This is a genomic window from Mobiluncus mulieris (assembly GCF_014204735.1).
Classification (GTDB): domain Bacteria; phylum Actinomycetota; class Actinomycetes; order Actinomycetales; family Actinomycetaceae; genus Mobiluncus; species Mobiluncus mulieris.
The window spans coordinates 159,662-182,707 of the sequence record NZ_JACHMA010000001.1 but is presented as its reverse complement, the minus strand read 5'-3'; the positions used below and the strand labels follow the sequence as shown (position 1 = coordinate 182,707).

Genomic DNA, 23,046 nt, shown 5'->3' with positions numbered 1-23,046 from the left:
TAAGGTTAGACTTGCAACATTGACTGGCTACAATTAAGGGTCTTTACCCCGGGCGCATCCCGGAACTACGCCCCCGCCAGAACTAGCACCTCATGAAAGGAAAATCCGGTGGAACTCCTGACCAATTCCCCCCTGCTAACCCTGTTTTTAGTGGTAGCACTCGGGGCCGTCCTCGGCGCCATCCCCTTCGGCCCGCTGCGCCTAGGAGCGGCCGGCGCCCTGTTTGTGGGCATAATCGTCGGCTTTTACGTCCCCAAACACGGTTCGCAGATGGCCTTAGTCCAACAGCTCGGCCTAGCACTCTTCGTCTACGGCGTGGGGCTGAGCGCGGGGCAAACTTTCTTCCGTGACCTGCGCAAACAGTACAAGCTAATCCTTGCAGCCGCCCTGTCTTTGGTGGCGGCAGTGGCGGTTACGGTGCTTGGCGGACTCGGCTTAGGTATGAAAACCGAGTTGAGTGTCGGTGTCTTCGCCGGAGCCCTCACCACCACCCCCGCCCTAGCGGCTGCCACCGACCTGACTGGTTCACAAAACCCAGCGGTGGGCTATTCCTTGGCCTATCCGGCCGGGGTAATTATCGGGATTATCATGGTCGGTTTTTTCGTCACACGCCGCTGGCCAGGCCAGCGCGACACCCCCGCCTTGGCAGGCCAGAAACTGCAAGCCGTTACTGCCGTGGTATCCAAGGAGATTAGTATGCGCGATGTTCCCGGTTGGCTCGACCAAAGCATTCGCATGTCCTATCTCCGCAGCGGGGATTCCATCCGGGTGATTGCCCCCGGCCAGATTTTGAACAAATCCGACCAGGTAGTCGTGGTGGGGCTGCCCGCCGATGTGGACAAGGCGGTGGCAGCCATTGGCTACGCTCTGCCCGAGCACCTGGCCAATGACCGTTCCGTGGTGGAATTCCAGTCTTTTATTGTCTCGCGCTCGCGGATTGCGGGTTCCACCGTGGCGGATTTGAACCTGGCGGCACGCTTCGGGGCGGTAGTGACGCGCATCAAGCGCGGCGATATCGAAACTTTGGCGGCCGACGATAAAACCGTGGAGCTTGGCGACCGGTTATTTGTGGCTTATCCACGCGAGGAAGAGCGCAATCTAGCGGCTTTCTTTGGGGATTCACGCAACAGCGTAGCTCAGGTGGACGCGATTGCTCTGGGACTTGGGATTGCTTGCGGGGTTTTGCTGGGCATGGTCAAGATTTCCTTGCCGGGTGGGAGTTCTTTCCAGTTGGGTTCCGCCGCAGGACCCTTGGTGGTGGGTTTGATTCTGGGGTATTTGCAACGTACCGGCCCGATTGTCTGGCAGCTGCCGCAGGGCGCGAATCTGACGGTGCGTCAACTCGGTTTAATGCTGTTCTTGGCGGCGGTGGGGATTAGTTCCGGGCCGGCCTTCGTCAAGATGGCGTTCACCGAGTTGGGGGTGCGCGCGGGATTCCTCGGGGTGCTGGTGGCAACGGTAACTTTGGTGGTAATGGGCTTGGCGGGGCGCGTTTTGGGGCTCTCGGCGGCGCGCACGGCCGGCTCGATGGCGGGGAGTCTGGGTCAGCCGGCGTTGTTGGCCTATGCCCAGTCGCGTACGAATGATGAGCGCATCGAGGCTGGTTACGCCACGATTTTTGCTTTTGGGATTGTGCTGAAAATTATTTTGGTTTCGGTGGTTTTACTGTTTTAGTTACGGGTTCATGAGGCGCTAGCGGGGTTCGGGCGTAGATTTTCTATCTGATAGCTCAAGCTAACTTGCTGTTGAGAATCGTTCTTATTATCATAGAAGGTGGGTAGCCTCGTGGGGCTTCTGGTTCATGAGGTGCCACCCCGATTCCCCGTCAAGCTAGAAAAGAGACGCCAATGTCAATCCCCAATCCGCGCCGAAGCATTTCCCTGCGACGGTTGAAAACCGGTGTTATAGCCATTGCCACCGCCCTGCCCCTCACGATTTTAGGGATTCCCGCCGCTTCAGCCGCTAGCAATTCCCACGAAATGGCACCTAATGAACACACCCACGTAAACTGGCTGTTCACCAAGGCCGGTAACTACCAAGCCACTTTCGCCATCACCGTGCCCTACCAGAACCCCACTGGGAAAACCAGCAGCAGTGTCACCACCGAGGCCACCCTAAACTTCCAAGTGGGAGCCGAGGGCACCGTCAGTTCCGGACACTATGATTTCGGACCGCACCTCGAGGGCGACAACCAGGTCAGCGCGAAAGTAAAAAACCCCAGTGGACAATGGCAAGACCCCGGCGAAATTTGGTTCGGACTGACCGAGGCCGCCCATCGCGATTTACCCGCAGAGATTTGTACCGGCCTGAATCTGAGTGCAGGCTGCGCGGGCTGGGTAATTCCACAAAGCCAGGAAAGCGCCATCCCCTGGTTGGGATTCAATACCCAAGACGACGGGGTGGCAAAACTGCTGCAAGGTAAGGCGACTTTCACCCTGACCAGCCTCTCTGGGCCAGGAGACCTCCACGTGTGGCAAAGCGGTTTCGACACGGCCATCTCGCAAGTCTGGTTCGCGGCTGGGGGCGACTCCACCGGAGCCTTCGAACCATCTGCCACAGACTCCGACACCCCAGACCGGGACACAAAAGACGCGAAGCTCCCGGCTGGCGCGAAAGCCCCTCGTGAAAAGGAAAACACCCCCACCGCAAGCCCCACACCCACCCCTAACACCCCCGGCAAAACCCCCGAAGGAGGCCAAAAACCCTCCCCGCAGCCCGACCCGACCAAAACCACCGCCCCACCCGAAACCGCCGGGATTCCCGCCGCTATCGGCTCACAGCTCCCCGCCGGCAATCACCCTGGGAGCGAGCCGTGCTATCCGATTCCCAGCTCCCAAAAATTCACCCTGCCCCTGCAAACCCACGTCCACCCCAACTGGATTTTCACCCAACCCGGCAACTACCAGGTAGGAATCCGCCAAAACGCGCGGATTAACGGCACCTGGCAAAGCGCGGACACGATTTTGAACTTCACCGTAGGCGGCGCCGGTAACGCTAACGAAGGCCACTTCGACCTGGGAGCCAAAGTGGAAAACGGTCGGCTCGTGGCCGCCCTGAAGGACGACCGCACTCCGGGCGGCACCTGGGTCGACCCCCGCAGTCTTGCCTTCGGGCTGGGCACTGGTTCACAGGCCAAACTGCCGGCCGGGCTGGAGTTTCTGGCTCCCGCCGGAACCCCTGTGTGGATGATTGGCTCCACCCAAACTGGCGGAGTGCCGTGGCTGGGGGCGAATACGCAACACCCTAGCTTGTTGCAAGCCACTAATGAACCCGTCAGCTGGGAGATGATAAGTTTTCGCGGACCCAACCCACAGGCGCGCCTGGCCGTGTTTACCTCCGGTAACTTCGGGAAAATCATGGGACAAAAGTGGTTTACCGCGCCCACGTCTGCAGCCAATGTGGGGCGTACCGCCAGCGGCAAGTACTGTCGTTTGGGAGTGGGGAGTCAAGCACAAAACGCCAATATTTCGCGAGTAACCGGCGGTTTGGCTGCCACGGGAATCGGGAATCTGACCCTGGCGCTGGCCGTGTTAGCCGGAGGAATTATCCTGCTGGGATTGGGGATGTTTTTCCAGGCCGCCGACCGGAAGAACGCGGTTGCCGACTAGCAACTCATGAAACTAGAAAGACTAACTATGCCAAAATTCTTGCTAAAAACTGCGATTATTGCGGGAATCACGCTGGGGTTGCTCAGCTACGGGGTACCGCTGGGGGCTACGGCACCTGCGGCGGCACTGCCCGTTGGGGCGGGTGCCTCACCCGATTCATTAGATGCCAACCGGGATTTAACCGATGTTTCCGAGGACACGACGTTGCACCTAGAAGTAGGTAACCAAACCGACGACCCGGTATTGACTAGCGACCCGGTATTGACTAGCAACTCGCAAACGACACCGATTTCCGCAGCCGCTTTAAGCTTCCGAGCTATTAATCAGGACACCGGTGTGGTTCCCCAAGCGAAGCTAAAAGCCGAATTTGCAGCTAAGCATCCGGAATTAGAGTACGAAAAATTGCCCCAGTGGGGTTTTGCTAATCTGCGGATAAGTGTTAGAGCTAGCGGGAATCAAGCCTATAACCTTCCAGCTCGGTTCTCGATTCATCAAACCGGGGGCAACGCATATCTAGCCGCCTACCGTTTACGCGATAACACTGCCGAACCAATTTTGGATAACGGCAGTGGTATTGCCTCGAAATACTTCGTCACCAGTCAAAACGCTAACTATAACTTCAGTGGGAAAGACGGGGACATCATTCAGCTGCTGGCCATAGGCAAAGGGTTAGTCACCTGTGAAGTTGACCCCATATATAACCCCACCGACGAGAATAACGCCAGTTTCGGCAAAACATTCACTCTTACTGTCAACGCTACCGGCAAGTCTTTTGCTGATTTACAGCCCGAAGATTTGGTGCCACCCGGGGAACAACCGCAAACCGTACCCAATAAACCCGGGGTGACGCAACTGCGCCACGGACATATGGATGTTTTCCACGTCGAACCCGACGAAAACAACAATCTGCGCCTGCTGATTAAAGAAGACATTACCGGCTCCGGGGTGCGACGCGCGGCGGAATCCGCCGAAATGATAATGGGCACGAACTGGTATGAAACCGGACTGAATTGGAACCTGCCGGGATGTGAAAACGCCGGTTTTACTACTGCTAGCCTGCATTCGGGGGATATGCTTTTCCCTGGGTTGTCTTCTTCCGATTTGGGTAGCGCGGGTTTTAGTGATGTAAAGGTCGAGTTTACTTCCGTGAATGCCCCGCCAGGGGGACGGATTGCCCTGGTGTTGACCTCTAGCCTGCAGGGAGGCCCCCAGCCAATATTGGAAGACAACCGCTACTATATTGAGCCGGGTGCTCGGTTGAAAATTACTACTCACCAGCATTTCCACTGGTTATTCACCAAACCGGGCACCTACCAGTTCCGAGCTAAGGCTATTGGCCAACTCCACGGTCAAACGGTGGAATCCCCCGAAGTAACCTATACCTGGAAAACCGAAGGTCAGCCCGACAATTACGACCCGGTGGGAATCGATGAAAACTGCACGCCGCACATTCCAAACAGCGGTGCCACTCCCGGAGCGCCTCATGAAAGCCCCCAGAAACCTCACGCGGACGAAACGCCAGGCTCCCGCCCGGTTTTCGACCACGGACATATGGATGTGTTCAATGTCAGCGCGCGCAACGGCAAACTGGTACTAGAAACTAAAGAGGATATCAGCGGTTCAGGGGTAATCCGCACCCCCGAAAGCTACTTACTGCGACTGCGCGATAACACCAAATACGATATTCCTGCGGATATGCAAGGTGATTTGGTGCCCAGTGGCTACCTGTTGCAAGAAAATGGCTCCAACCAAGCCGAGGCGCTGTTTCCCGGTTGGGACACTTTCGGGGTAGCGCCCGATTTCACTTCGATTGACTTGACTTTCCAGGAAGTCAGCGGACCGGGTAAGGCCTTCCTGTTTGTTCCAGGACAGTTCAATGTGGGTATCAACTCGACGCTGGTTTCTGGTGGCTATGAACTGCGTGCCGGTGAAGTAATCAAACAGTCTTATCCTGCCCACAAGCACGTATACTGGCTGTTTGCCAAGCCCGGGGTATATACCATGAAGGTGCAAGCCTCGGGTGAAAACCAGTCCGGGGAACTGGTGAAATCGAATATCGGTACCTACACCTGGGTGGTGGGCAGCGAAACTTCCGTACCTGCCGTACCGCCAAAACCAGGTAATCCTAAAACGGACAAGCCCGAGAAGACTGCGGAGCCAGACAAACCAGGTCGCGACCAAAAACCCCAGAAACCCGAAAAACCCGAAAACCAGACTCCGCCAGTGACGCTGGAAGGGAAATCGGGGCGAAGCGCGGTTCCCGCCCCGACGGTTCCCAATTCGAAGCGAAAAACCCCCGCTAATAACCAGCGGCACGGCGCGTGGAAGAGCGCAAAGAAATCTTCTGCGGTTCCCGCCCCGAGTTCGCTTCGAAATCCCCAGCCGCCCCGGGGCGGCAGTAACGCCCCCCAGGTCACCGCCAAAGGGAATAATTCCGGGGGAAACCCCGCCGCGTCCGCTGGATCCGCTGGGTTTAATTTAGGTACTGGATTCCTCAGCCCTGAGGATTCCCTCGGCACCGGGGTAACGGGGTTCACGGGTTTCAGCCCCAGTTCCCCCGACACGAACCAGACTGCGGGAATCCTGGGTTGGCCTGGGGGTACTGTCCCAGATGCGGCTTCGAGCCTCCCGGCGTTTCCTGGGGCTAATCCCTCCGGCTTTCCCGCTGGCCTCGGGCTCCCCACCGCCCCCGTGCCACTCCCAGACCAGCCCCCCACCCAAAGTCCTCGCTTGGAATCCCCGGTGGCACCTCATGAACAGTTAAGCGCCACCGGCGAAAGCCCCTACGGTTCAGCGGTGGTGCGCAACCAGGCTGGCCTCGACCCCACCGCCACTTTCCTGATTGGCACGGGCATCGCCTCCGGCTTGCTCGGCTTCGCGCTGCTTGCCTCGCGAATTCCGCGACGCTTCCCCGTTCTACGCCGCAATTAGTCCCGCTTGCTATATACCCCTAGACATTTAGCAAGCGACTCGCACCGCCGAGGCTTTGGGTTCTTGGAAGTCAAAGCCTCGGCGATACTTGGCACTACCCATAACGGCCTGGGCGTTATCAAAGTCAATTTCACCCAGTTTCTTGACAATTTGTCCGCAGGTATTGGTGCCTCGCGCCAACCCTTCGGGACCCCCCTTCCACCCGTGACAATCGTCATGTAAAAGTCGTGACGGGGCGGACTGTTGCCAAAACCGGCCGCACGTGATACTAGAAACATGACACAAACATTTGCGCTGCAGGTAAGCGACCTGCACAAACATTTTGGTTCTGTTCATGCGGTTGACGGGGTGAACCTCACGGTGCCAACCGGCTGCGTCATGGCATTGCTTGGCCCCAACGGGGCGGGAAAAACCACCACCTTGGATATGGCGTTAAATCTGTCGCGCCCCACCTCTGGCACGGTACAGGTTTTGGGCACCACGCCCGGAGAAGCGATTAATGCGGGGCGAATTTCGGCGGTGCTGCAAACCGGCGGATTGCTGGGCGACATGCGGGTTCACGAGGCGCTAGCCTGGATTGCGGCCACCTACGGAGGTGACGTGGACAGCCGGGAAAACCTGGAGCGCGTCATGGAGCAAGCGGGGATTACCGAGATTGCTAAACGCAAAATCCGCAAATGCTCCGGCGGGGAACAACAGCGCGTGAAATTCGCGCTCGCCCTGCTGCCGAACCCGGACTTGTTGATTCTAGACGAACCGACCGCCGGAATGGATGCCCAAGCCCGCCACGAGTTTTGGCAGACCATGCACGCCCAGGCCGCCTCCGGTAAAACCATTATTTTCGCCACCCACTACCTGCAGGAAGCCCAGGATTACGCCGAACGCATAGTGTTGATGAACCACGGAAAAATTGTGGCCGACGGCAGCCCCGCCGAGATTACTTCCCGCCAGCAGCGCGTGGTGTCTTTTGCGGCCAGCGACGCGGCGGTGGCGCGTATTCGCGACCACTACCCCGAGGTTGGCCTGGTGTCGACCGCTGGACGCTTCCAGGTGTCGCTGGTGCAAACCGATGATTTTGTCCGCTTCGCCCTCGCGGTTCCGGGAGTGGAGAACCTCGAAGTCACCCAGCCTTCCCTGGAGCAAGTCTTCTTTGATTTGACCGAGCCTGATAGCAGCCCCAACGCGGATGCCCGGCTGGCACCTCATGAAATCGAAACCACAACCACGCAAACGGCTCAACCGTCCCAACCGGCTCACACCACCAACCAAGCACCCACCAGCAAGGAGAACTAGCCATGAAAACAACCATTATTGCCCTGGAACTCAAACGCACCCTGCGCACCCCGGAAGTCCCACTGTTCATTGTGGGGCTGCCGACCCTGATGTTCGTGATTTTCGGAGTGGCCTCGCCCTGGGGGAAATTCGACCTGGGAAATAACGGTGCGAACTGGGCATTTGCGATTATGGTGAACCTTGCGGCCTACGGAGCCATCATCGCCAATACCTCGATGTCCGCCTCGGCCGCCTTGGAACGCCTGCAGGGCTGGGGGCGCCAAATCGCAATCACCCCACTGCGTGACACCAGCTATGTCGCGATGAAAGCCCTGGTGGGAATGGCGGTGACGGTGCTGCCGGTGGCGGTTATTTTCGCTATCGGGGCTGCCACCAAGGCAGTGGCGAAACCGGAAGCCTGGGTGGCGGCGGTCGTGGTGCTGCTGTTAGGTTCGCTGACCTTTACCTTTTACGGCATGGGGTTGGCGCTGCTGTTGCGCTCAGACATGGCGGTTTCGATTGCCTCGAGTTCCACCGTGCTGTTTGGTTTTGGTGCCACCATGTTTATGCAGCTAAGCGGCTGGATGCTAAAGGTGGCGCCCTTTGTGCCCGGTTATGGTTACGTCGTGTTGGCCAGGTATGCGGCCACCGGGGGCGCCTACATGGATGCCAACGGCCGGGATTACACTGATAGTCTGGGGGTAGCAGTGGCGAACCTGGTGGGATGGGCGGTACTGTTTGCCGTGTTCGCGCTGCTGGTACTGCGAACCTCTAGGGGAAGACGATGAAAACACAACTGGCCATGGCGACCCACTCCCAACGACGCGGGGTTGTCGTCGGGATGCTGTTTAGCTCGGTGTGGCTGTTGTTCTTGGCTTTCCCGGTGCTGGCAGCATTAGCGTTGCCGTGGCGGGCACGAGCGGTTTCTCTGCTTTTGACCTTGGCGTTTGCGGTCAGCTACACGGCGGGGATTTGGCGGTCTTTTTTCCCGGCTCCCACCCAAACCCGCCAGTGGCGCTACTTCGATGGCAGGTATGGTTTCCGGTGGGATACTTTCCTGATTTTTGTCCTGAATTTTTGCCTGGCCTTGTCACAAATTCCCTGGCTGGGGGTGGATTCACCCCTCATGTTCGCGCCTTTCTTGGTGGCGATAAGCAGTTTCACCATGCCGCTACTGTGGGGTCAGGTTTTCGGGGCGGCTGTTTGTATGACTGGTATTGTCGGGTCTTTCACCCTGGCACGTCCCCAAGACTATATTGGAATTACCATTGCGACTTGTGCGGTATTCTTTGGGATGCTGGGCATGACGTTTTTCATCAATAATTCGATTGCCCAGGGCAAGGAAGCCACTATCCAAGCCATTGCGCAGGAACGCGAGCGCGTGGCTCGTGATGTCCACGATGTTTTGGGGCACAGCCTGACGGTAATCGCTTTGAAATCCGAGTTGGCTGGGAAACTGGTGGATCGCGACCCCACTCGCGCCCAAGCGGAGATTGCCGCCATCACCAAGTTGGCGCGTGATTCCATCGGGGAACTGCGTTCCACCGTGGGTGGCTTGCGGGTACAGGATTTGACCACCGAGTTGGCCAATGCCCGTCAGGCTTGCCTGGCCGCCGAGATTGACCTGCGGGTCACGGGTGAGGTGGCTGACATCCCGCCCCAAGCGCAGGCGGTTTTTGCTTGGGGTTCACGAGAGGCCATCACCAATGTGATTCGCCACTCGGGGGCGAGCCGGGTAGAAATCACCATGACCCCGCACAGTTTGGTTGTTACGGACAACGGCCGGGGTATCCCGGATGGTGCCTGCGGTAACGGGCTGCGGGGGTTGCGCGAGCGCGTCGCCAATCTTGGCGGTAGCCTAAAGCTTACTAATTTGGCCGAATCCAATTCCCCGGCTGCGGGTACCAAACTGGAGGTGTTATTGTGATTAGCGTGGTATTGGCCGATGACCAAGCCCTGGTGCGCGGGGCTTTGAAGGCTTTGCTAGAGCTGGAAGGCGACCTCGAGGTGGTGGGCGAGGCTGGCACCGGCGAGGAGCTGCTGGCGACAGTGGCGAAGGTAACACCTGCGGTCGCCGTGGTGGATATTGAAATGCCGGATTTGGACGGGATTGGTGCCACCGCCAAGATTCGCGCCGCACACCCACAAACCCGCGTGTTGATTTTGACAACTTTCGGGCGTCCGGGTTACTTGCGTCGCGCCCTAGAGGCCGGAGCCAGCGGTTTCATGGTCAAAGACACACCTTCACAAGAACTCGCCCGGGCAGTACGCGAAATTGCGGCGGGCGGTCGGGTCGTAGATCCGAAACTGGCCGCCGAATCCCTCTTTGAGGGGGAAAATCCGCTGACCCCTCGTGAACAAGAAGTCCTGCGCGAAGTGGAGGCCGGCCACCACACCGCCACAATCGCTAAAACCATCTATCTCTCCCCCGGTACGGTACGCAACTACCTGTCCTCGGCCATCAGCAAAACCCACGCGGATACCTCCGCCGGGGCGGCCCGCTACGCCCGCGACCAGGGCTGGCTGTAACCTGAAGCCGTCTGGGTTTGCTTCCGGGGCGGGTACCTTGTTTTCTGTTATTTCGTGCTTTCTGGCGCGTTGCCAGTATTGGTCTTTGATTTCTTGGGGTGTTTGGTAGCCCAGGTTTTCGCGTAGCTGACAGTAGCAAATCCGGGGCAAGAGTAGCCCCTGCCGCCGTAATCAGCAGCCAGAACAGTTTCGGGCGCGGGTCAAAATGCACTTCATCTCGCAAGCCTAGGCTCAGAGGGGTTGGCTCAAAGACTAGCTCAGTTTCGCTGGAACCCCATTTGGGCTCTCTTTTTCGCCGGCCTTGTGGGAAAATATTCTGCGTGACTTTCTTCCGGGACTTCTGGGGACAGATTAATTTGCTCGATCCCCCAGCTTTCTATTTAGCTTGGGGGTTGCTTATCCTTACTTTCGTTCTGGGACTCGTTGCAGCGTTGCGGCGCAAACGAATCCGCACTTTTTTGGCGCTATTAGCAGCACTGATTGTCGATGCTTGCGTTGCTTTTGCCCTGTTGATATGGCCAAATCCCTACCCCGGTGAAATTCCCCCGCACCTTTTTTTGGCGGCCTTTCCGGTGCTGTTTTTGGCAACCGGAACGGTAATCATCAGTAAACGTCGCTTATTACTAGCTGGGCTGTTGGTGCTTTCACTGCCAGGAGCTGCTTTAGTGGTTAATCTAAACTACCGACAGTACTCCACTCTGGCTTCGATGCTGCCCGCCACTAATGTCAAAAAAATGAGCTATGACCAGTTCCGTCACCAAAAAACCGCCCCGCAGATAAACAGACACCCGATAGGTGCCCTGGTGACAGTGCCTTTATCGGGAACATCCTCGGGCTTCCAGGCTCGCGATGCCCTGGCCTACGTACCCCCCGCGTACTGGAGCCAACCAAAGCGACAACTGCCAGTTATGGTGCTGCTGGCGGGCAGTCCCGGCAAGCCGAGCGCGTGGTTTGACTCCGGGAAAGCCAATGATGTGGCTGATGACTATCAACGCCGCCACAACGGGAGGGCACCACTGGTAATTTCGGTGGATGCGACCGGTTCGCTGTGGGGACAACCGGGCTGCGTGGACGGACCGAAACTAAAGATACAAAGCTATCTGGCTAAAGACGTACCCGAACTCATCAAGCAACGCTTCCGCGTCAACCCTAACCAAAAGAAATGGACTATCGGGGGCTTAAGTTACGGGGGAACCTGTGCCCTGCAGATTATCGCTAACTCGCCGTCTTCCTACGGGACTTTCTTGGATTTTTCCGGCGAACCCCATCCCACCGTCAAAGATTTAGAAACTACGGTAAAGGAACTATTCAACGGGGATATCAAGGCTTTTCACCAGGTCAACGCCGCCGATGTGCTCCGGCGTGCCGCCACCGATAAATCCCGTCAATACCGAGGGGTTACCGGTAAATTCATCTGCGGACAGCGCGACGCTCCCGCCCGCCGGGCACAAAATATGCTGGCACCCCTAGCGCGGCGTGCCGGCATGAAGGTCAACGCCACCACCATTCCCGGGGGACACAACTACGATGTGTGGCGCAAGGCATTAAGACAAACTTTTGATTATGCTGCCGCCCGAGGGGGACTATCGTGAAACGCTTTTTCACCAGGATTTACGTTTGTTGGCAGCGCGTCCCCATCACGAGCATTTTGGTGGCCATGATTTGGCTAGCCTTCCTTGCCGGGGGTGCCAATCGCGCGTCTTTGCACCGCATTTTTGGTCTCTCTACCAGGGGGGATGCGAATTTTCTGCACCTGTTTTCCAGTGGTATCACCAGCCCCACCCTGATGGGCGCCTTGGGATCTAGTTTGTTTATCGCGGTTTTGGGCGTGGTCACAGAGCGTTCTTTGGGCTGGGCGCGGTATCTGTTGATTGTTTTAGCTTCCCAGGCGGTGACGGTTCCGGTGGGTTTGGGGCTGTGCCATGCTTTCTTGGGTGGCTCGCCTTTGTGGCATCACGAGTTGACAGCGGGAAATTACCTCTCCCCTTCAGCCTGGATTTTCACCGCTTCTATGGTGGCGTCCGCCCGGATGCCAACCTTGTGGCGGCGCCGGGTACGACTAATTGCTTTTGGTTATGTCACTACGGCGCTGTTGTTCACCGGCACTATTGCCACCCTGGTGGCTTTCACCGGGTGTGTGCTCGGCTTCATTGCCGGAGAGTTGGCTTTTCAGGGGGGCAACCGCCTGTTTAGATTCAGGGCAACAATTTCTTTGCGTGAACAGCGGTTTTTGGTGGCTTTCCTGATTGCTTGCGTAACTTTCGTACCTTTAATCGTATCTTTTCATGCTGAAACCCAAGATCCTTTCTTGCGTACCAGCCAACTGCTGTGGGAGTCAACCGAGGTAAGAATCACTAACTATCAGGCCTGTCAAACCCCCGATTCGCTGCGGTGTTTCGAGGCGGTGAAACTCGCCAATCAACATGGTGTGGGCAGTGCGATTACCAGTTTACTGCCGGGGCTTTTGCAGCTGCTGTTCACTTATGGACTGTTGCGCGGGCGGCGCGGCGCCTGGGTGGCTTCACTCCTGGCGCAGTTGGCCAACCTTGTCCTGGTGGCCACACAGTTTATCAGTGTTGACATTAGCCAGGCTCGTTTGGAATTCAATATCCTTTCCACCGCTTTTGCGGCTATTCCCTGGCTGATTTGTTTCTTTAGTTTACTTTTCACGAGGCGCTTGTTCCGGGTGCGAGCTAAACGCAAAAATGCTCGCCTGTGCCTGTTGGTGATTCTGGTGGGTTTGGTGAGTGCCTGCCTGTTTTGGTTTATTGGCACCTTGGCCATGCCCAACGCTTTCACACCCCGCGCCACTTTAGCACTGGCTTTGCAACAGTTGCCTTCACAATTACTGCCACCGGTCTTGTCGATATTGTTGCCTTTCTATCTGGTGCCGGTGTCTGCGGCGGGCTGGTTTATCTCCAGTTGGACGGTGGTGATTATGTGGGTAGCCTTGACGCTGGCTTTTAGTTTCCTGCTTTTCGGGACGGATTCCAGCGTTTCCGATGCGGATTGGCAGCGGGCTCGAGAGATTCTCGTTTCCGGCAGCGGCGATCACTTGTCTTTTATGACCCTATGGGAGGGAAATTCCTATTTCTTTAGTGATGATGGCTATGTGGCCTATCGGCATCACGGCGGTGTCGCGGTTACTCTGGGCGAGCCGGTGGTGGCCTCCGGGGGTGATAAACAGCGTTTAGCCAGTACTTTTGAAGCCTTTGTGCTTAAGCAGGGTTGGCACTGTGCCTGGTATTCCGTGTCCGCCGAATTTGAGCGCCCCGAATTTCACAAGTTGCACGTGGCAGAGGAGTCGATTTTGCATGCCACGCAGGTGGGTTTCACTGGCAAAAAATTCCAAAATATCCGCACTGCCCGCAATAACGCGGCCAAAGAGGGCATCACCGCACTGTGGACCACCTGGGAAGAACTGGATCTCGAGATGCGCGAAAAAATCGCGGCCCTCTCTGAAGAATGGGTGGCGCAAAAAGCGCTGCCAGAGATGGGTTTCACCTTGGGTACCCTGGAAGAACTGCAGGTTCCCGGCACAAAGCTGTTATTGGCGGTGGATCAGCAGGAAAATCTACACGGGGTCACCTCCTGGCTGCCGGTCTACCAACAAGGGCAACTCGCGGGCTACACCTTGGACTTCATGCGGCGTGACCGCGAGGGTTTCCGCGCGGTGATGGAATTCCTCTTGGCGCAAGCCTTGGTGCAGGCCGTCTCCGAGGGGCTGGAGTGGATTTCTCTCTCGGGGGCTCCCCTAGCCAAGGACAGCACCATCCAAAACCCCGGTTTGCTCGATGCCGTGTTGAATAAAGCCGGGCAAAGCATTGAACCGCTCTACGGGTTTCAGTCTTTGGCGAATTCCAAATACAAATTCCACCCGGAACACCGGGGCTGGTATTTGGCCTATAACGATGAACTTGCCCTGGGCTCAATCGCCCTGGCAGTTGTCTCGTGCTACCTGCCCTCGCTGCGCGCCACCGATACCCTTAACACCGTAAGACTGTGGCTAGAAGCCCAGCGCGAAAAACGGCTCCCCGCTAAGCCAATATCTCAACGGTAGCCCAGTTTCTCAGCGGTGCTACCCAATCGCGTCGCAATCCGGTCTTGTTCCGCTGCTGTGGCGTGGTAAGCCACCCACGAGACATAGGTGGGAGTGTCTCCGTAAACTTCCATGGTGGCGGGGTTACGCTTCGTCCGAACAATCTTGGATACGTGATATACGACCAAAATCACATTGGCGACTAATGAAGCCAAAGACACTAAAAACAAAGCCACCGGATTGTGCGCGGAGCGGTGCTCGAAAATCCCGCTGGCCACGAAGCCGGGCACAGTCAACATGAAACCCGACCAAAGCGTCAAAGTATAGGCGCGATAGTGAATCCACGCGCCGCGCCCCCATTTGAAACAGGCCGGGATTGTGCACGAGGCCAGCAGGGCAAAACCGGCGTACCATGACCGGTCGGACAGGCAGTTATAGCAATAGGCAAAATTCCACAAGTCATAACCGACAATCCACAAAATCGTCAAGTCGCCCCAGATAATCGCGTGGTCGCGACGTTTGGACACGAAAATTCCCACCCAACCCGAGATTGCTAAAATATTCAAAATCCCAGCAACGGCGTTCATAATGTTCCACGGTCCGCCCCACAGTACCGACCCGTTGGTATCCGCCCCATGAATATAATAGCACTGTAAGTCGCGCACTACCGCCTCGACAATATTCACCGCCAGCAGAATCGGCGGAATCAACAGATACCAGCGGTTGCGCCGCAGTTTCGGGAACATTTGCAGCGCCGCCAGCGATAGTGAACCAATCAAGGCGGAATACTGTTTCACTATCAAAAACCATCCCGACACCGTAGTTCCCTCGGTAGAATGTGGCCACCAAAAAATCGTCAGCCCCACCGGTGCCGCGATAAAGAACACCGCTACTGCCCAGCGGTAGCGGATCGTCAGCCACGCTGTCCCGGCCAGCGTCACAATCACCACCAGCAGCATCGCATAGTCCCACCATTCGCCCACTTCGAAGAAAAACAGCGTGGGATAGTCTGCCAGGGATTGGCTCGAGACCAGATTTAGCCAGGTGCTAGGCATCGTCAGTCCTCCTTTTGCTTGGGTTGGGCGGGTTGCTTGGGTTGAGCGGGTTCACGAGGTGCCAGCCCGGAATCCGACGGAAGCGGAGCCGGCGCCACCTCCCATTTCGGATCGGACACGACTCCTTTGGCGGCCAAAACCGGGTCGGCGCCTAGTGGAGTCCGTAATTTGGGGTATCGATGATCGCGGCGCCACCACGGCATCCACGCCACCCAACCAACGGCGGGCGGCTCCGGGGTATCCGGTTCAAACCCCAGTTGCGTCGGGGTTTCTTTCATCCGGTCACAGATATAGTATTTGTCCTTGTTGTCCAAGTGAGTCTGGGCAATCCGGCGGAATTCGGCCAGTTCGGGATAAAGCACCCCGGTAATCGGATTGCGCCGATGCTTGATAATCTGGTACAACCAGTAGCCAAACAAGGCCAGGTTCCCCGCCAAAGCCGCCCCGGAGCAAAGCATGTTCGCCACCGGGTTCATGGTCGCAAAGTTGAACATCTTCGAGGGTTTCACCAAAACATATGGCAGCAGGTTATTCGCTGCTATCCAAAACATCAGGGTATAGCACCTAAACCAAATCCACTGTCCCTTCGCCCAGGTGAAGGCGGGAATCGTACATGCCAGCAACAGCGCAAAGGAACAATACCAGGTGTAGTCCGCCAAAGCATTGTACAAAAACGCGTGATTCCACAGGTCATAGCCAATTACCCACGGCCAGACTTGGTCAATCCAAATCAAGCCACGCACCCGACGCTTCGGATTGGAAGTCACCACGATTTTCCCAATACCGGTGATACAGATAATGTTTAGCATCCCCGCCGCTGCACTCCACAGGTTCCACACCCCACCGATGGTGCGAAAACCGGTTTCCGGGTCGATACCCACATGCGCCGCCGCAAAGTTAGCGGCGAGCGCCTGATAGAATTGAGGGGTGTCAGCAGCGGCGGTAATGCCACGCGCCTCGGGTAGCCCCACCAGCATATCGGCTCCGTGAGTAGCATTGATGTTTTGCAGACATTGCCAGTTTGCGGCGCATTGATAATAACCATCGGCATTAAAATAAATCGCCACGTCACGAATATTAGCCTCCATAATGTTAGAGGCCAACAATAACCAGCAAATCACCCCAATCCAAATGGCATAGCGACGCGCCAGCAGCGGGCGACGTTTCATAAATACGATTAGCACGCCATTGAGAGTCGCAGCGGTTATCATCAACACGAATTTGCCAAAGGGAAACCATCCCACGACAGGGATAGCGTTTTCAATTGCCCACGGCATCACCGCTAGACCTCCTACCGTCCAGATTGCGAAAATCGTCCAGTTCCAACGCCGGTGGATTTCCGCCACCGCCATTTGCATCGCAAAAATCACGAACCACATCAAATACACAAATGGAGTGCCGAGCTCCCACATGAATAAATCTTTCATTTACTCACCCCTCGAGTAGGGAAACCACTTTGTTTCCATCCAAGCATCTTTGCATTTCAGTTTATCGCGCTTTGACTGTTTATATCGCGATTTCATGAGGGGATATTTCTGAAAATAAGCTGAAACTGGAACTAGCGCCTCATGAATTAAAATAAATCTAACCAGGCAAACCCTTACGATAAAAGAAAAACCCAGCGGCATTAACCCAAAACCCGCGCCCGGAACAACTATCCCCTAACGTCGCAAAACCCCGCGAGAAACCGGAATTTACGGTATCCTGAAACCAAGTGTTAAATTAGTCTTTCCAAGGAGGAAATTATGGTGTCAAAGAAGACATTGTTGAAACTAGCCGGGGGTGCGGGCGTGGCAACGCTTGGTGGCCTGTTTGCGTTTTCGCAGTTTACCGGCAAGGCCACCCCGGAAGAACGTGCCTTTAAGTATCCCGGCGATGACCTGGTTGATGCGGAATATGATAATGCTTATTCCTCAACCTATGCGATAACTATCGACGCCCCAGCCTACGCGGTGTGGCGACATCTCAAGCAGATTGGTTGCAACAAGGCCGGTTCGTATTCTTCGGAGTTCTTAGAGCGGGTCTTTGCCCGGCTACCGTTTTTCAACCAATACGAAATCCAAGAGGAATACCAGCAGCCTGATTCGCTGGTGGCTGGCGATGCGGGGCCTTTCGATTTCCACGGCATGACTATGGAATGGGTTGATGTGGTGCCCGGCAAATACCTGGTGCACTGGGTGGATACGAAACATCCACCGGCCGCCCCCGGTTCCTATGCTTTCCGTTTCCCCGGAATGAAACATTTTGCGGCGGCGTGGTGTTTCTACATGGTGCCGCTCAAGGGCGGGCAAACCCGCCTGATTAACCACTGGCGCCTGGGATACGAGCCGGACACGACTTTCCAAAAAGTCCTGAACTGGGTCAATATCGAGATGATTGGCGGATGTATGACAAACCTGCAAAATCTCTATGTGAAGCGGGTGTTAGAGTTCCGCAAGAAACAGCATCTCACCGGGCGTTTCATGCGCGGTGCCCTGGGCGGGAGATTCTTTAACACCGGTACTCCCGCCGGCCGTTGGGACGGCACGCCTTTCTTCGAGGAAACCTATACCCAGTGGATTCGCTACGGGCGACAGTGCCCCGCCAGCGCCGAGATTCGCCCCCCGGTCACCGATGACCCCTCCTGGCCGCCGACCGGGCCGGAGTCGCCGTGGGCAGCGGACGTGGATGCGGATTACTTCGTGGACTGGTCCGAGCCCGAGTTTTCTTGGGAGGAGCAAATGCGCCAAAAACGCGAGAAAACTTACCTGCCGGATTGGGGCAAGCCCCGCCAGTAGCCGCCCGTCGCTGCAAGATATCCCCTTCCTCATCTGCGGACGGGTTCATGAGGTGCCATCGCAAAACGAGGCGTAAACCGCCAGCCGGGCAAATTTAATTGGTGGTGGGGCGATACAATCGCCCCACCACCAATTTAAACCCTAAACACGGAAGCCGCTAAGGTGCTCATCCAAGCCTTGCGAGAGTTCTTCCATTTCGCGAGTGGCTGCTTGCAGCTCCAGGACTGCCTGCGCGATTTCTCCGCCGCCTTGTGCCACGGAAGAAATCATGGTGTTGATTTCTCCTACCACCGTAGCCGCATCCTGGGTGGAGCGCGACATCTCGTTGGTGGTGGCGGTTTGTTCTTCTACAGCAGAGGCAATAGTGGTTTGGAAATCCGAGATTTGGGACACAATCTGCGAGATTTCAGCAATGGCTTCTACCGCGCCGCTGGTATCGTGTTGAATCTGTTCAATACGCTGGGAAATCTCTTCGGTAGCCGTGCCGGTTTCGGCCGCCAAGTCTTTGACTTCCCCGGCGACTACTGCGAATCCTTTCCCGGCGTCTCCAGCGCGCGCCGCCTCAATGGTGGCGTTCAAGGCCAACAGGTTTGTTTGCTCGGCAATCTTGGTGATAGTCTTCACCACTTCCCCAATCTCTTGCGAAGATTCACCCAGCTTAGCCACCACTTCGTTGGTACGGGCGGCCACCTCGGTAGCATTTTGCGCTACCCTAGCGGCCTCGGTGGCGTTAGAAGAGATTTCTCGAATCGAGGCTCCCATTTCTTCCGCGCCTGCCGCCACCGTGGAAACATTGGAAGAGACTTGCGCGGAACTCTGATCCACTTGGTCGATAAGTTCATTGGCTTGGGTAGCACTTTGAGAGACTCCTTCAAGAGTGGCATTCACGTTGCGTGAAGCCTGTTTTACCTTGGCGGAAACTTCGGAAGTTCCGGCAATAAGCTCTCGGAGGCTTTCATTAGCTTTATTCATGCTGCGTGCCATATCGCCGGTTTCATCATTGCTCTTCACATCCATATGCACGGTCAAATCCCCGGATGCCATGTTTTCCAAGCCGCGACTGACCTGGCGTATCGGACCTACGATGCGTTTGGACATCGCCACACTAAGCACCACTGCGATTACAACGCCAAGTAATGCCATCACTCCGACACCCACTATCATTCCTATTTGGGCTCGCTCCGCCTCGGCCTTACATTTTGAAATATAGTTATCTAATTCGGTTCCGACCTTGGTGAGATTCCCTTCAAAGGCAGCAATCAGAGTCATATTGTCCTGTGGGCCGTTTTTAAAGGTTTCCAGCCCGTATGTCCAAAAATCTTTGGCATAGTTGGGGCCGTCTTTAACCGCATAAGCCATAGGAACCAAATGTTGGGTACGCAAGTTCTTCCAAGCTTCATAGCTTTTTACCAGGTTGGGAAAACTAGGTAATTGATTAATCATAGCCGAAGATTGTATTCGATCAATATTTTTTTGAATAATGTCATCATGAGCTTCAACTTTAGCCTTATCGCCGTCCTTGGCTTTATCTTCCAGTTCCAAAGCCACCCAGTCACCCATCATGCGCACATAGACTTCAGCGTGCCAAATTCTTTGTATCGGCTCTTTGAGGGCGTTAGCCTTCATAGTGTTGTCATTAGCCACATTGATGGCATGCAATCCGGAAAAACCGACCACAGCAACCAGAACAAGAGCTATCACCATCACCGATGTGACAAGCGCTAACTTCATGGAAATACTGAAGCGATGCCTCTGTTTAACGACATTGTCAGACATTACTACCTCCTTGCAGTACGAAAACAACCAGGGACAGCAAAAGCTACCTTGAATCGCCGTCCCTTTCCACAGGATACATCATTTAACTAGTAAAAGGAAGGCAATTGTTGTCATATTTTGGGCAAAATGCCAGCTAGATTCCTCTGTTTGACTTCGCTACAACAGCAGAAGCCAACGAAAACACGGGAAAGCGGCTCGGAACTGATGTTCCGAGCCGCTTTCCCTTACCCAAAAGAAAGGTTTGCTTAACCGGCGCAAAAGCGAAAGCCTGCGAACCTTCGATAGCTTACTTAGCCTTTTCGGCAATTTCCACTAAGCGCCAGTGTTTGGTGGCACTCAGTGGGCGGGTCTCCATGATGACAACCAAGTCGCCAATACCGGCGGCGTTGTGCTCGTCATGAACTTTGACCTTCTTGGTTTTACGCATAACCTTGCCGTAAAGCGGGTGCTTCTTGCGGTCTTCCAAACGAACTACAATGGTTTTTTCCATCTTGTCGGAGACCACGTAACCACGGCGCATCTTGCGATGGTTGCGTTCAGTTTGTTCCATAACATCCTCAGCCATTGCTTACTCCTTCACGCTTGGTTCGGTGCGAATTCCCAGCTCGCGTTCCCGATAGATGGTGTAGATACGAGCCACATCGCGGCGTACCGCTTTAATGCGACCATGGTCTTCGAGCTGGCCAGTAGCCTGGGCGAAACGAAGATTAAACAACTCCTGCTTCGCGTCTTTCAACTTCACCGCCAACTGTTCGTTGTCCATAGCATCCAAGTCATTGGGCGCAAGACCTTTAGAACCAATCATCGATTACTCACCACCTTCACGGGTAACGAAACGGGTCTTGATGGGCAGCTTGTGCTGGGCACGAGACAGTGCTTCGCGAGCAAGCTCCTCAGAGACACCGCTGATTTCCAACAGGATACGACCCGGTTTAACCGGGGCTACCCACCATTCAACGGAACCTTTACCGGAACCCATACGGGTTTCCGCCGGCTTCTTGGTCAAAGGACGGTCGGGGAAAATATTAATCCAAATTTTTCCACCACGCTTGACGTGACGAGTCACGGCAATACGTGCCGCCTCGATTTGACGGTTGGTCAGATAGGCACCTTCCAGGGCCTGAATCCCAAACTCACCGAAAGCGATTTCGGTGCCTCCCTTAGCATAGCCGCTACGCCCAGGGCGGTGCTGGCGACGCCACTTGGTACGACGAGGAATCAGCATTGCTTATGCCTCCGTTTCTGTTGCTGCCGCAGCGGGTACCTCGGAGGCAACCTGAGTGGCAGTTTCGGTTTTGTTGTTTTCCACAGCCTGATCGGCGCTGCGCTCGCCGCGGGGACGACGGTTCCCGTGACGTTCACCGCGACGGGACTGACGTCCGGCTTGTTCGGCTTGCATCCGAGCAAACTCCCGTTCGGTGGTGTCGCCCTTGTAAATCCATACCTTGACACCGATACGACCGAACGTGGTACGAGCCTCGAAGAAGCCATAGTCAATATTGGCTCTCAGGGTGTGCAGCGGCACGCGTCCTTCACGATAGAACTCGGAACGAGACATCTCAGCCCCACCCAAACGACCCGAGCACTGTACCCGGATACCTTTGGCTCCACCGCGCAGCGCGGACTGCATGCCCTTACGCATAGCCCGGCGGAAAGAGACCCGAGCAGAGAGCTGTTCGGCAATGGATTGGGCTACTAGCTGGGCGTCAATATCAGGGTTCTTGACCTCGCGAATATTGAGCTGCACCTGTTTGCCCGTCAGTTTCTCGAGCTGGGCGCGCAGGCGATCGGCTTCTGCCCCGCGGCGTCCAATGACAATCCCCGGTCGCGCCGTGTACAAATCCACAGACACCCGGTCGCGAGTGCGCTCGATTCCTACTTTAGAAATACCGGCACGTTCCAGTTTCTCCTCCATGAGACGACGAATCTCTACGTCTTCTTTCACGAAGTCACGGTAACGCTGCCCCGGCTTGGTGGAATCAGCGAACCAGCGGGAACGATGTTCCGTGGTGATTCCAAGACGGAACCCGGTGGGGTTAACCTTTTGACCCATACTTACTTCGCTCCCTTCTCGGTGTCAGCAGATTTCGCGGCGGGCTTGGCCGCAGCCTTCTTAGTCGGGCTCTTAGTCGCGGCTTCCTTATCCTTCGCCGCCGATTTTTCTTTCGGAGCCGACTTGGATTCCGTCGCCTTCTTAGTACTAGCAGCAGGTTTGCTCGACTTAGCAGCCGTAGACTTGGCGGCCGGTTTGCTTTCAGACTTGGCACCCGATGTGCGTGGCTTACTCGCTGGTTGCTCCTCGGTCTTCGCCGCCTTCACCTTGGCCTTAGAGACTTCACCAGCAGCTCGCCCGGTTTTAGGGGGTACTACCGGTTTTTGTGCCGACTCGAGCTCACGCTTGTCCGCAGCGTCTCCCACCACAACCGTCAGATGAGAGGTACGCTTCAAGATTCGAGCACCCCGGCCTTGAGCCCGGGCACGGAAGCGTTTCATGGTCGGGCCTTCGTTCACATAGGCCTCTATCACGAACATAGTGTCGGCATCAAAAGATTTTCCCTCCCGGCGGGCTGCCTGCTCGGCGTTAGCCAGGGCGGAAACCAAGGTCTTACGAATCGGTACGGCTGGTTTTTGCGGCGCGAACTTCAACACGTCGAGGGCTCGGTTAGCGGGTAAACCACGAACCTCTCGAATCACGCGACGGGCTTTTTGCGGTGTAACACGCACATAACGGGAATGGGCTGTTGCTTTCATGTTTTCCTCCTCCCGCTTTAGCGGCGACCTTTCTTGTCGTCTTTGGCGTGTCCCCGATAGGTACGAGTCGGAGCGAACTCTCCGAGCTTGTGACCCACCATGGCTTCGGTGATGAACACTGGCACATGCTTACGACCATCATGAACCGCGATGGTATGACCCAGGAAATCCGGGGTAATCATAGAACGGCGTGACCAGGTTTTAATCACGTTCTTGGTATTAGCCTCGTTTTGCGCGTCCACCTTCTTTTGCAGGTGGTCGTCAACAAAGGGGCCTTTCTTCAAACTGCGTGGCATATTCGAACTCCC

The 23,046-nt window shown here is 56.0% G+C and carries 20 protein-coding genes; 10 read left to right on the top strand and 10 right to left on the bottom strand.

Going from position 1 to position 23,046, the window contains the following annotated elements:
- Positions 1–108 precede the first annotated feature (108 nt).
- The 3 genes from F4555_RS00770 (at position 109) to F4555_RS00760 (ending at position 6,539) form a co-directional block, all read left to right on the top strand.
- Positions 109–1,674 (top strand): aspartate:alanine exchanger family transporter, encoded by a 1,566-nt coding sequence (locus F4555_RS00770; RefSeq protein WP_004013144.1) that lies wholly within the window; start codon positions 109–111, stop codon positions 1,672–1,674.
- Between the two features lie 173 nt (positions 1,675–1,847).
- Positions 1,848–3,608 carry a choice-of-anchor M domain-containing protein gene (locus F4555_RS00765; RefSeq protein ID WP_115325583.1) on the top strand — a complete coding sequence of 587 codons (1,761 nt, stop codon included), beginning with the start codon at positions 1,848–1,850 and terminating at the stop codon, positions 3,606–3,608.
- 27 nt (positions 3,609–3,635) lie between these two features.
- The gene (locus tag F4555_RS00760; RefSeq protein WP_255312816.1) at positions 3,636–6,539 is read left to right on the top strand and encodes a choice-of-anchor M domain-containing protein; all 2,904 of its coding nucleotides are present in this window, start codon (positions 3,636–3,638) and stop codon (positions 6,537–6,539) included.
- 27 nt (positions 6,540–6,566) lie between these two features.
- Here the strand turns inward: F4555_RS00760 and F4555_RS00755 are convergent, their stop codons facing one another.
- A complete protein-coding gene (locus tag F4555_RS00755) occupies positions 6,567–6,719 on the bottom strand; it encodes a hypothetical protein (RefSeq protein WP_169756877.1) in 153 nt (50 codons plus the stop codon).
- Between the two features lie 96 nt (positions 6,720–6,815).
- Between F4555_RS00755 and F4555_RS00750 the strand changes: the two genes are divergently transcribed.
- From F4555_RS00750 to F4555_RS00725, 6 genes are all read left to right on the top strand, one after another.
- Positions 6,816–7,832, top strand: a complete 1,017-nt coding sequence (locus F4555_RS00750; protein WP_115325585.1) for an ABC transporter ATP-binding protein — start codon at positions 6,816–6,818, stop codon at positions 7,830–7,832.
- A 2-nt stretch (positions 7,833–7,834) separates the two neighbouring features.
- Complete coding sequence (locus tag F4555_RS00745; protein WP_004013149.1) at positions 7,835–8,599, top strand: ABC transporter permease; 765 nt, start codon at positions 7,835–7,837, stop codon at positions 8,597–8,599.
- Positions 8,596–9,738, top strand: a complete 1,143-nt coding sequence (locus tag F4555_RS00740; protein ID WP_115325586.1) for a sensor histidine kinase — start codon at positions 8,596–8,598, stop codon at positions 9,736–9,738. The genes F4555_RS00745 and F4555_RS00740 overlap by 4 nt, the downstream gene beginning before the upstream one ends.
- Entirely contained in the window at positions 9,735–10,340 is a 606-nt protein-coding gene (locus F4555_RS00735; RefSeq protein WP_004014649.1) for a response regulator transcription factor, read from the top strand. The genes F4555_RS00740 and F4555_RS00735 overlap by 4 nt, the downstream gene beginning before the upstream one ends.
- A gap of 320 nt (positions 10,341–10,660) precedes the next feature.
- Positions 10,661–11,932, top strand: coding sequence for an alpha/beta hydrolase (locus F4555_RS00730; RefSeq protein WP_115325587.1), 1,272 nt, complete (start codon positions 10,661–10,663; stop codon positions 11,930–11,932).
- On the top strand, positions 11,929–14,400 hold the full coding sequence (locus F4555_RS00725) for an MprF family protein (RefSeq protein ID WP_115325588.1): 2,472 nt from the start codon (positions 11,929–11,931) through the stop codon (positions 14,398–14,400). The genes F4555_RS00730 and F4555_RS00725 overlap by 4 nt, the downstream gene beginning before the upstream one ends.
- On the opposite strand, the gene F4555_RS00720 is transcribed toward F4555_RS00725, so the two are convergent.
- Positions 14,391–15,434, bottom strand: a complete 1,044-nt coding sequence (locus F4555_RS00720) for a DUF5692 family protein (protein ID WP_115325589.1) — start codon at positions 15,432–15,434, stop codon at positions 14,391–14,393. The genes F4555_RS00725 and F4555_RS00720 overlap by 10 nt on opposite strands.
- Positions 15,435–15,436: 2 nt before the next feature.
- Positions 15,437–16,861 (bottom strand): DUF5692 family protein, encoded by a 1,425-nt coding sequence (locus F4555_RS00715; protein ID WP_114989979.1) that lies wholly within the window; start codon positions 16,859–16,861, stop codon positions 15,437–15,439.
- Positions 16,862–17,179: 318 nt separating this feature from the next.
- Between F4555_RS00715 and F4555_RS00710 the strand changes: the two genes are divergently transcribed.
- A complete protein-coding gene (locus F4555_RS00710; protein WP_004013157.1) occupies positions 17,180–18,211 on the top strand; it encodes a hypothetical protein in 1,032 nt (343 codons plus the stop codon).
- A gap of 141 nt (positions 18,212–18,352) precedes the next feature.
- Here F4555_RS00710 and F4555_RS00705 read toward each other — a convergent pair whose 3' ends face one another.
- The 7 genes from F4555_RS00705 to rpsS form a co-directional block, all read right to left on the bottom strand.
- Complete coding sequence (locus tag F4555_RS00705; protein WP_004013159.1) at positions 18,353–19,987, bottom strand: methyl-accepting chemotaxis protein; 1,635 nt, start codon at positions 19,985–19,987, stop codon at positions 18,353–18,355.
- 286 nt (positions 19,988–20,273) lie between these two features.
- Positions 20,274–20,552, bottom strand: a complete 279-nt coding sequence (gene rpsQ, locus F4555_RS00700) for a 30S ribosomal protein S17 (protein WP_004013160.1) — start codon at positions 20,550–20,552, stop codon at positions 20,274–20,276.
- A gap of 3 nt (positions 20,553–20,555) precedes the next feature.
- Positions 20,556–20,792 (bottom strand): 50S ribosomal protein L29, encoded by a 237-nt coding sequence (gene rpmC, locus F4555_RS00695; RefSeq protein WP_004013161.1) that lies wholly within the window; start codon positions 20,790–20,792, stop codon positions 20,556–20,558.
- Between the two features lie 3 nt (positions 20,793–20,795).
- A complete protein-coding gene (rplP, locus tag F4555_RS00690) occupies positions 20,796–21,212 on the bottom strand; it encodes a 50S ribosomal protein L16 (protein WP_004013162.1) in 417 nt (138 codons plus the stop codon).
- 3 nt (positions 21,213–21,215) lie between these two features.
- Positions 21,216–22,040, bottom strand: a complete 825-nt coding sequence (gene rpsC / locus F4555_RS00685) for a 30S ribosomal protein S3 (protein WP_004013163.1) — start codon at positions 22,038–22,040, stop codon at positions 21,216–21,218.
- Positions 22,041–22,042: 2 nt separating this feature from the next.
- Positions 22,043–22,738, bottom strand: coding sequence for a 50S ribosomal protein L22 (gene rplV, locus F4555_RS00680; protein ID WP_115325590.1), 696 nt, complete (start codon positions 22,736–22,738; stop codon positions 22,043–22,045).
- Positions 22,739–22,755: 17 nt separating this feature from the next.
- Positions 22,756–23,034, bottom strand: coding sequence for a 30S ribosomal protein S19 (rpsS, locus tag F4555_RS00675; RefSeq protein ID WP_004013165.1), 279 nt, complete (start codon positions 23,032–23,034; stop codon positions 22,756–22,758).
- Positions 23,035–23,046: the final 12 nt, after the last annotated feature.

Coding starts and splice junctions, on each gene's coding strand:
- F4555_RS00715 (WP_114989979.1), bottom strand. CDS start 16,861: ATGAAAGATTTATTCATGTGGGAGCTCGGCACTCCATTTGTGTATTTG.
- rplP (WP_004013162.1), bottom strand. CDS start 21,212: ATGCTGATTCCTCGTCGTACCAAGTGGCGTCGCCAGCACCGCCCTGGG.
- F4555_RS00765 (WP_115325583.1), top strand. CDS start 1,848: ATGTCAATCCCCAATCCGCGCCGAAGCATTTCCCTGCGACGGTTGAAA.
- F4555_RS00745 (WP_004013149.1), top strand. CDS start 7,835: ATGAAAACAACCATTATTGCCCTGGAACTCAAACGCACCCTGCGCACC.
- rpsQ (WP_004013160.1), bottom strand. CDS start 20,552: ATGGCTGAGGATGTTATGGAACAAACTGAACGCAACCATCGCAAGATG.
- F4555_RS00740 (WP_115325586.1), top strand. CDS start 8,596: ATGAAAACACAACTGGCCATGGCGACCCACTCCCAACGACGCGGGGTT.
- F4555_RS00705 (WP_004013159.1), bottom strand. CDS start 19,987: ATGTCTGACAATGTCGTTAAACAGAGGCATCGCTTCAGTATTTCCATG.
- F4555_RS00760 (WP_255312816.1), top strand. CDS start 3,636: ATGCCAAAATTCTTGCTAAAAACTGCGATTATTGCGGGAATCACGCTG.
- F4555_RS00720 (WP_115325589.1), bottom strand. CDS start 15,434: ATGCCTAGCACCTGGCTAAATCTGGTCTCGAGCCAATCCCTGGCAGAC.
- rplV (WP_115325590.1), bottom strand. CDS start 22,738: ATGAAAGCAACAGCCCATTCCCGTTATGTGCGTGTTACACCGCAAAAA.
- rpsS (WP_004013165.1), bottom strand. CDS start 23,034: ATGCCACGCAGTTTGAAGAAAGGCCCCTTTGTTGACGACCACCTGCAA.
- rpmC (WP_004013161.1), bottom strand. CDS start 20,792: ATGATTGGTTCTAAAGGTCTTGCGCCCAATGACTTGGATGCTATGGAC.
- F4555_RS00710 (WP_004013157.1), top strand. CDS start 17,180: ATGGTGTCAAAGAAGACATTGTTGAAACTAGCCGGGGGTGCGGGCGTG.
- F4555_RS00750 (WP_115325585.1), top strand. CDS start 6,816: ATGACACAAACATTTGCGCTGCAGGTAAGCGACCTGCACAAACATTTT.
- rpsC (WP_004013163.1), bottom strand. CDS start 22,040: ATGGGTCAAAAGGTTAACCCCACCGGGTTCCGTCTTGGAATCACCACG.